At 62.5% G+C, this 14,010-nt stretch carries 13 protein-coding genes and 3 pseudogenes; 10 read left to right on the top strand and 6 right to left on the bottom strand.

Annotated elements, in window-relative coordinates; genetic code table 11:
• The first annotated feature begins 118 nt into the window (after positions 1-118).
• Both CKW40_RS25855 and CKW40_RS25850 read left to right on the top strand, forming a co-directional pair.
• Positions 119-481, top strand: a complete 363-nt coding sequence (locus CKW40_RS25855; RefSeq protein ID WP_095202663.1) for a YkvA family protein — start codon at positions 119-121, stop codon at positions 479-481.
• 274 nt (positions 482-755) lie between these two features.
• Positions 756-1,259 (top strand): invasion associated locus B family protein, encoded by a 504-nt coding sequence (locus tag CKW40_RS25850; protein WP_095202662.1) that lies wholly within the window; start codon positions 756-758, stop codon positions 1,257-1,259.
• A gap of 69 nt (positions 1,260-1,328) precedes the next feature.
• Here CKW40_RS25850 and CKW40_RS25845 read toward each other — a convergent pair.
• Positions 1,329-1,562, bottom strand: a pseudogene (locus tag CKW40_RS25845) (chloride channel protein); the annotation flags it as partial.
• A gap of 87 nt (positions 1,563-1,649) precedes the next feature.
• Complete coding sequence (locus CKW40_RS25840; RefSeq protein ID WP_095202661.1) at positions 1,650-1,949, bottom strand: hypothetical protein; 300 nt, start codon at positions 1,947-1,949, stop codon at positions 1,650-1,652.
• A gap of 362 nt (positions 1,950-2,311) precedes the next feature.
• Between CKW40_RS25840 and rlmN the strand changes: the two genes are divergently transcribed.
• The 3 genes from rlmN to CKW40_RS25825 are packed head-to-tail and all read left to right on the top strand — an operon-like array spanning position 2,312 to position 4,445.
• Entirely contained in the window at positions 2,312-3,544 is a 1,233-nt protein-coding gene (rlmN, locus tag CKW40_RS25835) for a dual-specificity RNA methyltransferase RlmN (RefSeq protein WP_095202660.1), read from the top strand.
• A complete protein-coding gene (locus tag CKW40_RS25830) occupies positions 3,541-3,990 on the top strand; it encodes a hypothetical protein (protein ID WP_095202659.1) in 450 nt (149 codons plus the stop codon). The genes rlmN and CKW40_RS25830 overlap by 4 nt, the downstream gene beginning before the upstream one ends.
• Positions 3,987-4,445: a hypothetical protein gene (locus CKW40_RS25825; RefSeq protein ID WP_095202658.1), complete on the top strand. Its 459-nt coding sequence runs from the start codon at positions 3,987-3,989 to the stop codon at positions 4,443-4,445. The genes CKW40_RS25830 and CKW40_RS25825 overlap by 4 nt, the downstream gene beginning before the upstream one ends.
• Before the next feature lie 54 nt (positions 4,446-4,499).
• Here the strand turns inward: CKW40_RS25825 and CKW40_RS25820 are convergent, their stop codons facing one another.
• Together CKW40_RS25820 and CKW40_RS25815 are read right to left on the bottom strand one after the other, a co-directional pair.
• Entirely contained in the window at positions 4,500-5,141 is a 642-nt protein-coding gene (locus CKW40_RS25820) for a LysE family translocator (protein ID WP_010912379.1), read from the bottom strand.
• Positions 5,142-5,298: 157 nt separating this feature from the next.
• A pseudogene (locus CKW40_RS25815) lies at positions 5,299-7,375 on the bottom strand (putative bifunctional diguanylate cyclase/phosphodiesterase).
• Positions 7,376-7,783: 408 nt separating this feature from the next.
• Between CKW40_RS25815 and CKW40_RS25810 the strand changes: the two are divergent.
• From CKW40_RS25810 to CKW40_RS25800, 3 genes are all read left to right on the top strand, one after another.
• On the top strand, positions 7,784-9,007 hold the full coding sequence (locus CKW40_RS25810) for an argininosuccinate synthase (RefSeq protein ID WP_095202802.1): 1,224 nt from the start codon (positions 7,784-7,786) through the stop codon (positions 9,005-9,007).
• Between the two features lie 178 nt (positions 9,008-9,185).
• A complete protein-coding gene (locus tag CKW40_RS25805) occupies positions 9,186-9,653 on the top strand; it encodes a hypothetical protein (RefSeq protein ID WP_095202657.1) in 468 nt (155 codons plus the stop codon).
• Between the two features lie 61 nt (positions 9,654-9,714).
• Positions 9,715-10,203, top strand: a complete 489-nt coding sequence (locus CKW40_RS25800) for a hypothetical protein (RefSeq protein WP_244571293.1) — start codon at positions 9,715-9,717, stop codon at positions 10,201-10,203.
• Positions 10,204-10,281: 78 nt separating this feature from the next.
• Here the strand turns inward: CKW40_RS25800 and CKW40_RS25795 are convergent, their stop codons facing one another.
• Positions 10,282-11,079, bottom strand: a complete 798-nt coding sequence (locus CKW40_RS25795) for a lytic murein transglycosylase (protein WP_095202801.1) — start codon at positions 11,077-11,079, stop codon at positions 10,282-10,284.
• Positions 11,080-11,376: 297 nt separating this feature from the next.
• Here CKW40_RS25795 and CKW40_RS25790 point away from each other — a divergent pair, with 297 nt between their 5' ends.
• Entirely contained in the window at positions 11,377-12,474 is a 1,098-nt protein-coding gene (locus CKW40_RS25790; protein ID WP_095202655.1) for a zinc-binding metallopeptidase family protein, read from the top strand.
• 64 nt (positions 12,475-12,538) lie between these two features.
• Positions 12,539-13,144 carry a DUF1236 domain-containing protein gene (locus CKW40_RS25785; RefSeq protein WP_095202654.1) on the top strand — a complete coding sequence of 202 codons (606 nt, stop codon included), beginning with the start codon at positions 12,539-12,541 and terminating at the stop codon, positions 13,142-13,144.
• Positions 13,145-13,722: 578 nt separating this feature from the next.
• Here the strand turns inward: CKW40_RS25785 and CKW40_RS45985 are convergent.
• A pseudogene (locus tag CKW40_RS45985) lies at positions 13,723-13,854 on the bottom strand (IS1 family transposase); the annotation flags it as partial.
• Positions 13,855-14,010 lie beyond the last annotated feature (156 nt).

Raw genomic sequence — 14,010 nt, 5'->3', positions numbered from 1 at the left:
TACGCTTGGCCGTGAGCGGCGCCCCCAAATCGGCATCGGCATCTTGCAGCCGGGTTCGGCTTTCACCACATTTTGCCTCGCGAGGCATGCGCCAGGATGCGCATGCAAGGAGTGATTGATGGCGCAACAACCCGGTTTTGATTTCTTCGGCTTTGGCGACAAGCTCGGTGGCGAAAGCGAAGTACGCGAAAAATTCTGGCGCACCGCCAAGAAGGCCGCACGGCAGATCCCGTTCATGGAAGACGTCGTCGCCGCTTACTACTGCGCCATGGACAAGAACACCCCGATGCGCGCTAAGGGCATATTGGTGGCCGCGCTCGGCTATTTCGTCCTGCCCTTTGACCTCATCCCGGACTTCATTTTCGGGCTCGGCTTCACCGACGACATCGCCGTGCTGACCGCCGCGATCACCGCCGTCAGCGCCCACATTACGCCGGCGCATCGCCAGGCCGCCAAGGACGCCATCGCCGACAAGGGCTGAGCGTCTTCACGTGGCGCGCGCCCTGTGGACAGAGGCGCTTGGAGGCCCGGCTGAAAAGTCAAACTCTTGCCGCTTTCGTGGCCTCCAAGTCGCCGAAGGGACGTCGCGCCGGCCGCTGACAAGGCGGCGGCGCGGGAATGGCGGCGGTTTCCTGGGGTGAGCGTCCTTTTGTTGAGGGAAATTCACCGTTTGGTAACCCAGATTAAATCAAAATGAAGCGACGGCAGGACGCCATGCGGCCCGCCTCCGCACCATTTGGAATACGGGAAAGACAATGCGCGGATTGATAGCACTCGTTTCGAGCCTGATCCTGGCGGCCTCGGCGGCGCCGGCACTGGCGCAGCAGGCGACCAAGATCGGCCAGCACAATGCCTGGGGCACCTACAGCTACCAGGCATCGGGCGGCAAGGTCTGCTACGTGCTCACCGTGCCGACCGACAAGCAGCCGCCGACGCTCGACCATGGCGACATGTTCTTCTTCGTCAGCCAGCGGCCCGGCCAGCAGGTGTCCTACGAGCCGCAATTCATCGCCGGCTACAATTTCCAGGAAGGCTCCAAGGCCACCGTCACCATCGACAAGAAGTCCTTCTCGATGTTCACGAAAGGCAAGTCGGCCTGGGTCGAGAACGCCGCCGAGGAACCGGTGCTGATCGCCGCCATGAAGACCGGCACCGACATGAAGGTGACGGCGAAGTCTGGCCGCGGCAATCCCACCTCCTATGTCTTCTCGCTGAAGGGCATTTCGGCTGCGCTGACATCGATCGCCAAGTGCAAGTAGGCACAAGCCGCATTTGAACCCGAAGGCCGGGCCACAAGCCCGGCCTTTTTGTTGTCAGGTCTGGACTGGTTACGGCGCTGCCTCCGCTCGCCGCCGCCGGATCGCCTCCGCGATGAACACCCGCGACAGCGCGTGATAGAGCGGCTCGTGCGAGATCATGCGTGCGGTGCCGTAGCCCAGCATCGAGGCCAGCATCAGCGCGATGACATTGTCGTGATTGCCGGTCATCTCCAGGATGATGACGAAGGCCGTCATCGGCGCCTGCACGACGCCGGCGAAATAGCCGGCCATGCCGAGCAGCGCGCCGGCCTGGCGCCCGCGGCAGTGATCTGCGCGCAGGATGCTCCCGCCGGCTCCTGCAGGCGGGAGCGGCCTCTACAGATTCAGGTTTCACATGGCCATTTTTTCACATTCGGCCTGGGCTTTCTTGGTCGACGTATCGATCATGTAGGCTTTGCCCTTGGCGTCGGTGATCATCATCATGCAGTGCTTGATCGGCTTTGCCATCTTCATCATCTCGGCGCCCATCTTTGCGTCCGGCATCATGGTTCCCATGTGTCCATCGGGCATGATTGCCATCACCTCCCCGCCTTTCATCATGGTCATTGTGCCCATTGCGTCTTCGGCAAAAGCCTGCGGGGTGGACAAGCCGACGAGGCCGGCAATGACAGCGAGCTTGATCGAGTTCATTCTGCATACTCCCATTTTGCAAGGGCGTGGTTGCCCCCTTCAGCCTTCGAAGGCGGCAAGGGAATCGTTACGTCAACACGACTATGTGATCGGCTCGCGCGTGGCGGGAAGATTGGGTGCAAGGCTGCCAGCCGGTCGTAGCGGGCTGTTATCGTGTGACAAACTGGTTGGTCCGATGAACTCTCGGTTTAAACGGCAAAGACCGTCTGTCGATCAGAACATTCGCGATCGAAACACTGCCGGCCCACTCGGGGTTGTGTTCGCCACCGCATGACTCCGCCCTCAACCTGTGCTATGCGCCGCGCTTCAGTTCCCGGCACGATGGATGAAATCGGCCGCAAACAGCTTATATCAGTGCGACCATGACCCTTTCCTTCGACCTCACCACTGAGGGTGCCCGCGACGCGTTGCGCGCCCGCGCCACGCCCGAGAAGCCGTCGCTGATCGGCCTGACCCGCGCCGAGCTCGGCGAGGCGCTGGTCGCGTCCGGCATCGTTCCGGAGCGCCAGGCAAAGATGCGCGCCCAGCAGCTCTGGCACTGGATGTATGTGCGCGGCGTCTCCGACTTTGCCGGTATGTTCAACATCTCCAAGGATCTACGCGCCGAGCTCGACAAGCATTTTACCGTCGCCCGGCCCGAAATCGTCGAGGAACAGATTTCTTCCGACGGCACGCGCAAATGGCTGTTCCGCTTTCCGCCGCGCGGCGCCGGCCGGCCCGTCGAGATCGAGACCGTCTACATTCCCGAGGAAGGCCGCGGCACACTCTGCATCTCCTCGCAGGTTGGCTGCACGCTGACCTGCTCGTTCTGCCACACCGGCACGCAGAAGCTGGTGCGCAACCTCACCGCCGAGGAAATCCTGGCGCAATTGCTCACCGCTCGCGACCGGCTTGGCGACTTCCCCGACCGCGACACGCCGGACGGCGCCATCGTGCCGGCCGAGGGCCGCAAGGTCTCCAACATCGTCATGATGGGCATGGGCGAGCCGCTCTACAATTTCGAGGCGGTGAAGAAGGCGCTGCTGATCGCTTCCGACGGCGACGGGCTTTCCTTGTCGAAAAGACGCATCACGCTGTCGACCTCCGGCGTCGTGCCCGAGATTTTCCGCACCGGCGAGGAGATCGGCGTCATGCTGGCGATCTCGCTGCATGCCACCAATGACGATCTGCGCGACTTGCTGGTGCCGATCAACAAGAAGTATCCGCTGAAAGAGCTGATCGCCGCCTGCCGCGCCTATCCCGGCCTGTCGAACGCCAAGCGCATCACCTTCGAGTATGTGATGCTGAAGGACGTCAACGATTCCATCGAGGACGCCAAGGGCCTGATCAAGCTGCTCAAGGGCATTCCGGCCAAGATCAATCTGATCCCGTTCAACCCGTGGCCCGGCACCAACTACCAGTGCTCGGACTGGGAGACGATCGAGAAATTCGCCGATTACATCAACAATGCCGGCTATGCCTCGCCGATCCGCACGCCGCGCGGCCGCGACATCCTCGCCGCCTGCGGCCAGCTGAAGTCGGAATCCGAGCGCATGCGAAAAGTCGACCGGCTGGCGCTGGAAGCCATGATGATCGCGGGGCACGGCGAGGCGTGAGCCGTCTCGTCGCCGGGCTCAAACGCATCGCCATCATAGCCGTCGGTTATATCGCCGGCGTGCTGACCTCTATCCTGGTGCCTGTGCTGCTGATCACACTTCTGGAAGGGATCGAATACGGCAACTGGTCCATGGTATACACCTTCGACTGGCTGGGTTCCTTCCCGCTCGCCGTGTTGACCGTGGCGGTCTGCGCGCTGCTGATCGTCGGTCCGGCGATCCTGGTCGCCGAATGGCTTGCGCTGCGGGGATGGTTCTATTTCGCCGTCATGGGGGCGGTCACCTCCATCGCCTTTGGCGTTCTTGTCCCGGGCTCGGCCGGAGGCTTTGTTTTCAATCCGGGCTTTCTCGGATTCCTGGCCACGGCCGGCACCGTCGCCGGTTCGGTCTACTGGCTCCTGGCTGGGCGCAGGTCAGGCCATCTTGCCAAGCGAAATCCCCGATGACCCGCATCGTTTCCTATCTCGTCCGCTTTGCCATGATCCTGTTCGGCTATGCCGTCGCCTCGCTGGCGGCGAGCGCTTTCCTCAACATCCTGTTCCTGGCCTCGCTCGGCTACACGCCTGATCACACGCACCCGACGGCCACGGCTTCGCTGTATTTCTCGATACCCTTCGTCGCTTTGTTCGTCGCCTATTTCGCCTTCTTGCCGGCGGTGATCGTCATCCTGCTTGCCGAAATCCTCGGCCGGCGCGACTGGCTGTACTATGCGCTGGCGGGCGCGGTGGTGGCAGCCGTCTTCCTCGGCCTGGTCGACCACGCCCAAGAGTCCACCTTCGCGGTCACCGACACCAGCGCCATCATGGCGGTGATCGGCGGCGGCATGGTCGGCGGCGTCTTCTACTGGCTGAGCGCCGGCCGCTGGGCCGGAAGCTGGTGGAAAGACGAGGCCAGACCATGATCCCGAAAAGTGGAAGCCGGTTTTCGGAAAAGATCATGGTCAAACGAAAAGACCCTACTTCGCCTGGGCCGTCAGGATCTTGAGCGCGAAGGCCGAGAACACGCCGGCGAAGAGATAGTCGACCACCCGCGTCACGCGCGGGCTGGCCTTCATCGCCGCGGAAAATTTCTCCGCCGCCAGCACCATCGGCGCCGTCACCGGGATCGACAGCACGATGAACATAAGCCCGAGGAAGAACAGCTTGCCCGGCGCGTGCGGATCATGCGCGGAGACGAACTGCGGTAGGAAGGTCATGAAGAACAGGATGATCTTCGGGTTGAGCAAATTCACGCCAAGCCCCGCCGCCCAGCTGCGCAACAGCGAGATTTGCGGGCCTGTCTTCTTCTCCGGCGAAAACGCCGAGCCCTTGGCGATCGCCTGCCAGGCCAGGAAGACGAGATAACCGGCGCCAAAAATCTTCAGCACGAAGAAGGCCATCGGCGAGGCGACGATCAACGCCGAGACGCCGACCACCACCAGCGTGGTGTGGATCAGCGTGCCGCACAGCGCGCCGGCCATCGAGGCAAACCCGGTGGCGCGGCCCTGGCTCAGCGTGCGCGAGACGAACAAGGTCATGTCCGGCCCAGGCGTGATCGCCAGGATGACCGTGGCGATGGCGAATTGGATCAGCGTGGCGGTGTCGGGAATAAAGGACATGGGCGGCTCCGGGGAACGCGCGAGCCTATACAGGGTGCGCTGTGCCGGCGCCAGATGAAGCGGTGGTCCAGCATGGCAATCGCTTCGGCACTACAGTTTCCAGCTTGTTGCGGAGACCACAATGTCGAAGGCGTTCGGAAAGGGCGAGACGAGAGCGTCAGCCGGCGGCAGCCAGCACCCTGACAGGTTCCTCGAAGGTGGGCGGGGCGTCCTGGGGAACAGGACCCCCGATGAGCAGGATCTGATCGATCGGCTTGGGGCGGCCAAGGAAATAGCCTTGCGCCTCGTTGCAGCCTTCGACCTGCAGGATGGTGAGCTGGACATGGGTCTCGACGCCTTCGGCGAGCACGGGAATGTCGAGGCTGCGCCCCAGTGTCAGCACGGCGCGGATGATTGCCTTGGCCTGCGGGCTGCGTTCGACATCGGCCATGAAGGAGCGGTCGAGCTTGATCTTGTCGAACGGGAACGAGCGCAGCGTGTCGAGCGAGGAATAACCGGTGCCGAAATCGTCGATCGCGATCGTCACGCCGAGCGCCTTGATCTGGCGCAGCACGTGCAGCGTGCGCACCTTGTCGGCGACGATCGTCGATTCGGTCAGCTCGAGCTCGAGACGCTTCGGCGACAGGCCGGTCTCGACCAGGATCTGATGGACGAGCTTGGCGAGATCGGCATGGGCGAACTGCACCGGCGATAGATTGACCGCGATCTTGTGGCCATTGTCCCAGGAGGCCGCCTGGCGGCATGCAGTGCGCAGCACCCATTCGCCGATCGCCAGGATGGAGCCATTCTCCTCGGCGATCGGAATGAATTCGGCGGGCGGGACCATGCCGTGCACTGGATGGGTCCAGCGCAGCAACGCCTCATAGCCGCAGGTGGCGCCGGTCTGAACCGAGGTCTGCACCTGATAGTGCAGCGAGCTCGCCGCGCTCGATCGCCAGGCGAAGGTCGGTGGCGAGCGCCCGGCGCGCCCGCGCCGTCTCGTCCATGGCCGATTCGTAGAAGCAGACGGCCCGCGTCACGTCATTCTTGGCGCGGTACATGGCCAGATCCGCATTGCTGACCAGCCTCTCTTGGTCGGCCCCGTCGCGCGGATAGACGGCGACGCCGATGCTGGCGCCGGTGATCGTCTCGAAATCGTCGATCTGCAGCGGCTCGAACAACGATTTTTCCAGCCGCGACACCAGGCCGAGCAGGTCGTTCTGGTCCCTGAAGCGCTTGATGGCGGCAAATTCGTCGCCGCCGAGCCGGGCGACGAACTCGCCGTCGCCGGTCAGCTTCGCCAGCCTGCGCGCAATGATCTTGAGCGCCTGGTCGCCGGCGGCGTGTCCCCTGAGATCGTTGATTTCCTTGAAACGGTCGAGATCGATGACGATGACGGCGGTCATCGTCTCCTCACCCTCGCGCGCCCGCTCGATCTCGTGGTCGAGGCGGTCGTTGAAGGAGACCCGGTTGGCAAGGCCGGTGAGCGCGTCGTTGAGGGCAAGATGCTGCAGCCGCTCGAAGCTCTCGAGCCGGCCACGCTCGTCGATCAGGTAGCTGGCGAAGCCGGTGGCCGCGACGATCAGGCCGACGACCGCAACCGCGACGGCCATCGCTTCGAGAATATCGGGATTGGTGCCCGTGGTGATGAAGGAGAGCGGCGTCACCGCCACCGCCGCCATCGCCGTGAAATGCAGGCCAACGATCGCCAGCACCAGAAGCCCGATGCCGAGATAATGCGACCAGCGGTAAGGCCGGCGCACCGCATGGCCGACCGCCACGGCCGAGAATGCCATCGCGATCAGCACCGAAGCGACGACATAGCGGGCGTCCCATTCGACGATGCCGGCCACGTGATAGGCCATCATCCCGGTATAGTGCATGGCCGAAATCGCCAGTCCGACGGCACAGCCGCCCCATTCCGGCGCCAGGCCGCGGCTCTTGTCCAGGGCAAGGCCGAAGCCCGCCCCGGTTCCGACCATGGCGATGACCAGGGAGATCATGGTGAGCGCCGGATCGAAGGTGATCGGCGCGCCGGGCTGATAGGCCAGCATGGCGATGAAATGCGTGCACCAGATCGAGGAACCGGCGGCGACCGCGGTCAGGAACAGCCATCCCCGCATCTGCACGCCGACGGTTTTCCTGGCGCGATCCAGGAGACCGATCGTTACCCAGCAGCCGGTGACGCACATCAGCGCCGCCAGCAGGACAAGCCACAGATTATGCTCCGTGACGATGCATGATATAACGCGCATCAAGAATGGTCCAAGCCTGAGGACACCCGCAATGAGCAGGCAAAAGCTGCATCGGCAGGTTGCATGGCCGGCGCAGCTCTGTCTCGCTGGTTTAGCGGCAGGACATGAAAACTTGCTTAAATCCTCGGCAAAAATGCAGCCCATGATTGTAGCAGGTTGTTTCCCCAGGAGCATGATCCCGAACCGAAAGACCACGCCAGCGGAAAGTTGGAACCGGTTTTTTCGGACGGATGATTTCGGTTTGTCCAGAGATTACGCCCCAACAAAGAGATGGATCGCCGCCTGCCGCGCGCTGGATCAGCAGTCTGGCGCCGCGCGTGCTTGCTCGCTTTGCCGTTCCTGCTAAAAGGCGCTCCGACAATCCGTGACGTCCTTGCCCAGGCGTCCACCCATCCGACGGAGCAGGAAATGTCCAAGACCAAAGACGTCAAGAAGGTCGTGCTCGCCTATTCCGGCGGTCTCGACACATCCATCATTCTGAAATGGCTGCAGACCGAGCTCGGCGCCGAAGTCGTCACCTTCACCGCCGATCTCGGCCAGGGCGGCGAACTGGAGCCGGCGCGCCAGAAAGCCGAGATGATGGGCATCAAGGACATCCGCATCGTCGACGTGCGCGAGGAATTCGTCTCCGACTTCGTCTTCCCGATGTTTCGCGCCAACACCGTCTATGAAGGCACCTATCTGCTGGGAACCTCGATCGCGCGGCCGCTGATCTCCAAGCACCTCGTCGAGATCGCCAAGGAGACCGGCGCCGATGCGATCGCGCATGGCGCCACCGGCAAGGGCAACGACCAGGTCCGTTTCGAGCTTTCGGCCTATGCGCTCAACCCCGACATCAAGGTCATCGCGCCGTGGCGCGACTGGTCGTTCAAGTCGCGCACCGACCTGATCAACTTCGCCGAGCAGCACCAGATCCCGGTGGCCAAGGACAAACGCGGCGAGGCGCCGTTCTCGGTCGACGCCAACCTGCTGCACTCCTCTTCCGAGGGCAAGGTTCTCGAAGATCCGTGGAGCGAGCCGCCGGAATTCGTCCACCAGCGCACCGTTTCGCCGATGGATGCGCCGGACAAGGTCACCGAGATCGAGATCGAATTCCTGAAGGGCGATCCCGTAGCGCTCAACGGCAAGAAGCTGTCGCCGGCGACCATGCTGGCCGCGCTCAACGATCTCGGCCGCGACAATGGCATCGGCCGGCTCGACCTGGTCGAGAACCGCTTCGTCGGCATGAAGTCGCGCGGTGTCTACGAAACGCCCGGCGGCGCCATCCTGATCGTGGCCCACCGCGCCATCGAATCGATCACGCTCGACCGCGGTGCCGCGCATCTCAAGGACGAGTTCATGCCGCGCTATGCCGAGCTCATCTACAATGGCTTCTGGTTCTCGCCCGAGCGGCTGATGCTGCAGGCGATGATCGACAAGAGTCAGGAAGACGTCGAAGGCACGGTGCGGCTGAAGCTCTACAAGGGCAATGTCATGGTCACCGGCCGCAAGTCGAAGAAGACGCTCTATTCCGACGCGCTGGTCACCTTCGAGGACGATCGCGGCGCCTACGACCAGAAGGACGCCGCCGGCTTCATCCGCCTCAACGCGCTGAGGCTGCGCACGCTGGCGGCACGCAACCGCAAGGTCTGATGTCCAGACAACGGCCTTAGGCTGGCTCCATCAATACTGAAAATGCCTTAGGAAACCCGGCGGAGACGCCGGGTTTAATTTGGTTCATCTAATATATAGGGACCACCTTCAGATCGTTTCCTGTTTGACCTTTCGGTGGTTTCATCTTATTTTTCTTGCGGGGTTGGGGGATTTTACAGTGAAAAATGGAATTTTTCTTCTGCTTGCGGTAGTCGCTGCCTTTGCCGGGTGCCAATCCACGCAAGCCCAGGCGGCTCAGACATCCAGGTTCCGCACCTGCAAAAGTTTTGACGGCCCCTTCCAGATTCCCGCTTCCCAGAACTGCCCATTGAGCGGCTACGCACAAGGGTCCGGAGTCCCGACGGTCATCGAGGGCAAGCCAAGGGTTCTTAAACCGGCGCCGCAGAACCCCAAATTCCGTACCTGCAAAAGTTTTGATGGCCCCTTCCAGATTCCCGTTTCCCAGAACTGCCCGTTGAGCGGTTACGCGCAAGGGTCCGGAGTCCCGACGGTCATCGAGGGCAAGCGAAAGGCGATTAAACCGCCACCGCAGAACCCCAGATTCCGCAATTGCAGCGGTATTGACGGCACTTTCCAGGTTCCCGCTTCTCAGAAATGCCCGTTGAGCGGCTACGCGCATTACTGACAGTGATGTGTCCAGGCGCTCGGTCACTCCTGGAATCGGTTTCCTGCCCGCCTTGGCTGTCCTGGCGAGTTTGGCTGTTGCCAAAGCCGACGACTATGATCCCGCCTCGCTCGACCTTGCCGCGCTGATCGAGTGCAGGGCCGACCTGTCGGCCTATACTGGCTATGCCCTTTGGCTGGCCGGTGATCCCGGCGCGGCCAGCACGCTGGGCTGGAAAGAGGTGCCGTCAGGCAATGCCTTCCTGCGGCAGTATCTACTGCCTGCCCCGATCCATGTCTTCGGGCGTGAGACGGCGACAATCGTCTTCACCGCGACAGGGCCGATGGCCGTGCTTGACGGCATTGCCGCGCCCGACCTTGCCCGGCAGCTCGACGTCCCGGCGACGGTCTCGACGCAGGACAAATTCCTGGGCGAGAAGGTCGTGGCCGAAAGCACCGAGGACACCGGCGGCGTCAGTCTTGCCACGCGCATCACGCTCAATGTCTCGACCGTCGATACCCATCCCGGCAAGACGCTGGCCGGCTGCTCCTACGCGATTGACGTAAAATAGGGACCAGACGCGGCGGTCCCGTTCCATCAACAAAAAGCCCGGCGCATGGCCGGGCTTTTCGTCGAACAGAGGGTTCAATCAGCCGCCGTCGATCGCGTCGGCGATGCGGGCGATGGCCTGCTGATAGACGCTTGCGGAATTCCAGCCGGCAATCGCGCCCATATTCGCGCTCGCGCTCGCGCCGGCCCGCCAGCCATGGCCCTTGAGGAAGTTGGCGGTGGAAGCCAGCGCTGTCGCCTTGTCGCGCAGGTTTCCGCTGCCGACTGCATATTTCAAGACATTTCCAGGCAGGAACTGCGTATGGCCAACCTCGCCATGCATGGCGCCGACCGACGAGGCGGTCAACGCGCCGCGATCGACCAGCTTCAGGGCCGCAATGGCATGCGGATGAAAATAGGCCGGGCGGCGGCAGTCATAAGCAAGCGTCAAAATGGCCGAGACCGTATTCTGGTTGCCCATGGAAGCGCCGAAGCCGGTCTCCATGCCCCAGATAGCAAGCAGCACACCCGGCGACACGCCGTAGTTCTGTTCGATCTGGCTGAACAGCGCCGCGTTCGACTTCTTCAGCGACCGACCCTTGGAAATGATCGCCGCCCCACCACGGCGCTTCATGAAATCGTCCACCGAGCCGCTGAAGGCCTTGTGGATGGCGCGGTCGGCCGAGATCGTCCTGGTTGCATAGGTCGCACCGGCCAGTGCGGCCAGACCCTTCGAACCGACACCTTCGGACTTGGCGTCCGCGGCAAAATCCTGTTTCCAGGCATCGAAGCCGGCGCCGGTCTTGCCGCAACTGGGCGCCGCCTGTGCACCCGTCGCCAGCCCCAGCACAGCCACCACCGCTGCCGCTAAAATCCTACCCTTGGCAAGAAATGCCATGTTGTTCTCCTGGTTGCCTGATTCACGTCCCATCTGCGAATTTGCCAGCGAAACGAGCATTTGTCACCGTCCGCGGCACGATGCTGGCGAATGCCGGGGAATTTGCCTACGATCAAGTGATTATTGTGGCGGGGTCGAAATAGCCATGGGACCTGCGGCGGCGAAGCGGTCGCAAGACAGGTCGCCGCCCAACTTGCGGCGAAATTGCTTCGAGACATGCGGAACGCCCTCTGGCGATTGGCGTTGGGCAGCTGCCGCCTGACACCTATATGCTGGCTCTGATGGTTTGAGACCGACATGAAACTCTTCGACTGCCCGCATTGCGGCCACCGTCTCTACTTCGAGAACGCGCAGTGCCTGAATTGCTCCAGCCTCGTGCTCTACGATCCCGAACATGCCCGCTTTGCCCTGTCGGGTGTCGACGGCATCTTCCAGTGCACCAATGCCGATGAATGCGCCTGCAACTGGATGGCCGAACCGGGGCAGGGTTTTTGCCGCGCCTGCGGGCTGAACCAGCTGATCCCCGATCTCTCCGTCGACGGCAACCGCCGCCGCTGGATCCGGGTCGAGGCGGCGAAGAAGCGCGCCATCTATTCGCTGCTCGCCTTCGGCCTGCCGGTGGCTCCCAAGCAGGGCCCGACGGACGAGGTGGGCCTCGCCTTCGACTTCCTCGCCGATCCGATCGGTGGCGGTCCGGGGGGCGAACGCATCCTGACCGGCCATGACAATGGCCTGATCACGCTCAACGTCGCCGAGGCCGATTCAGCCGAGCGCGAGAAGCGCCGCATCGAGATGGGTGAGAATTACCGGACGCTGCTCGGCCATTTCCGCCACGAGCTCGGCCACTACTACTGGGACCGCCTGATCCGCGACGATGCGCGAAGGCTGGACGCTTTCCGCGCTCTGTTCGGCGACGACCGCGCCGACTACGAGCAGGCGCTTAAGGCCCATTACGCCAATGGCGCGCCACCCGACTGGCAGCAAAACCACATCTCGGCCTATGCCACCTCGCATCCCTGGGAGGACTGGGCCGAAACCTGGGCCCACCATCTGCACATCACCGACACGCTGGAGATGGTCCATGCGCTGAACTTCCCGCTCGGCCGACTGGAGACGGTGGAGGCCAACGATTTGCCGCGCGGCGACACCGGCGGCGAACTGCAGGCCGCCCCTTCGGAGCCAGCCAACACGCCCGAGCCCTTCGAAAAGGTCCTGGCGCGCTGGCTGGTACTGTCGGAGGCCTCCAACTCGATCAACCGCTGCATGGGCCTGCCCGACCTCTATCCCTTCGTCATTTCGGACGTTACGGCGCGAAAACTGGCCTTCGTTCACGAGCTTTTGACCGGCCTGCCGAAAGACGCGCGAACAAATCGTGAGTTGGCGCCGGCGTTTTAGCCGGAACGCATGCGCCGCTGCCCCGTTCTCACCCCCGAGGGACCATGAAAACGGAGAGAAAACCATGAAATCCCTATTGTTTCCCGCAATCGCCGGGATGATGACCGTGATGTCGGGTGCCGCGTTTGCCGACACCGCCGTCTCGGCCGTCACCGATCTCAACGTGCGCGCCGGCCCCGGCCCGCAATATCCTGTTATCGGCGTGCTCGCCGCCGGCCAGTCGGCGACGCTCAATGGCTGCATCGAAAACAGCAAATGGTGCACCATCGCCGAAGCCGGCGGCCAGGGTTGGGTCTATTCCGACTATGTGACGGCCGATTTCAGCGGCAGCCGGGTGGTGCTGACGCAGCGTCCGCACGGCTCCAGCGTTGCCATCGTCTCGCCGCCGGAAGACATCGGCAATTATTCGACCGACTATACCGGGGCGATCGTCGCCGGCGAGCCGGCCGAGGACGTCTTTCCCCCGCCTCCCACCGAAGTCCGCACCTATGTCGATACGCATCGCCTCGACCCCGTCTATCTCGACGGCGAGGTGGTGACCGGCGCGACCTTGCCCGACACGGTCGAGCTGCGCGAAATCCCCGACTACAACTACCGCTATGTCTACGTGAACGGTCAGCCGGCGCTGATCGATCCGCAGACACGGCGCATCATGTACGTGGTGCGTTGACGGAGAACCAGCGGTCGCGACCGCGGCCGCTGGCGACAACTGGGATAGTCGAATCCTGACGGAAACAATTCCGATTGCCGAGGCCATAGGCTAGAGGACGCCAAGAGCACGGCCTGATCGCGGTGCGAGTTGGCGGTAGTGTCTCAGTTTGAAATTCTCGGACCGTCAAAAATCCACAGTCGCTATCGATTGCCTGACTTCAGCCAACTCTGACGCCACCTCTGGACTATTGACGGACAAGGCGAGGTAGGTGGCCAAAACGACGTCACTTCCGTTGGAGACGTACCATACTCCAAGTGTCTCACTGAGATCGTGGGACACACACCCAACAGAAAACACCTTGCCCATGTTTGTAACCGGATCGTCAAACACTCGGGCATGCTTTCCGCAAAACTCCGCGAGCACGCTTCGCAGTGCAACTATACTGACTCGCGGATGTCTGCCTCCGGCATAGCGGGCAATCGTGAACTGAAACGCTCCAATTCCTGAGGGGCGAGCGAGGGTTGGTACACCCTCTGGCACATCGTCTGTTATGTCAGCCCAATCCGAAGATAGATCAAGATGTAGTCCATAGAACTCTATGCGCATGCTACCCGTTTCTTGTAAGGGCTACGCTTGCCCGGCTTCGGTGCAACGGCGTCCATCTTCTCGCAAAGGTCTTCCATTGACCAGAGCGTCTGCGATACGCCAGCGGCCATTGCAGGAGACACTACCGATCCGGCCCAGACCTTGACTCTTCGGTCGATTTCCTGTCTACACGCCCCGAATCCCGCGACGAGTATCCCTCCGAGCAAGCCGACCAGGACGCCGAAGCCTCTTTGAGGTGGGTGCTGTAAAGAGATCCTGGAGGCCAACACCCGGCAGCG

The sequence above is a fragment of the Mesorhizobium carmichaelinearum genome, assembly GCF_900199455.1.
In the GTDB taxonomy this organism is placed as follows: domain Bacteria; phylum Pseudomonadota; class Alphaproteobacteria; order Rhizobiales; family Rhizobiaceae; genus Mesorhizobium; species Mesorhizobium carmichaelinearum.
This window is presented reverse-complemented; position numbering and strand designations above follow the sequence as displayed.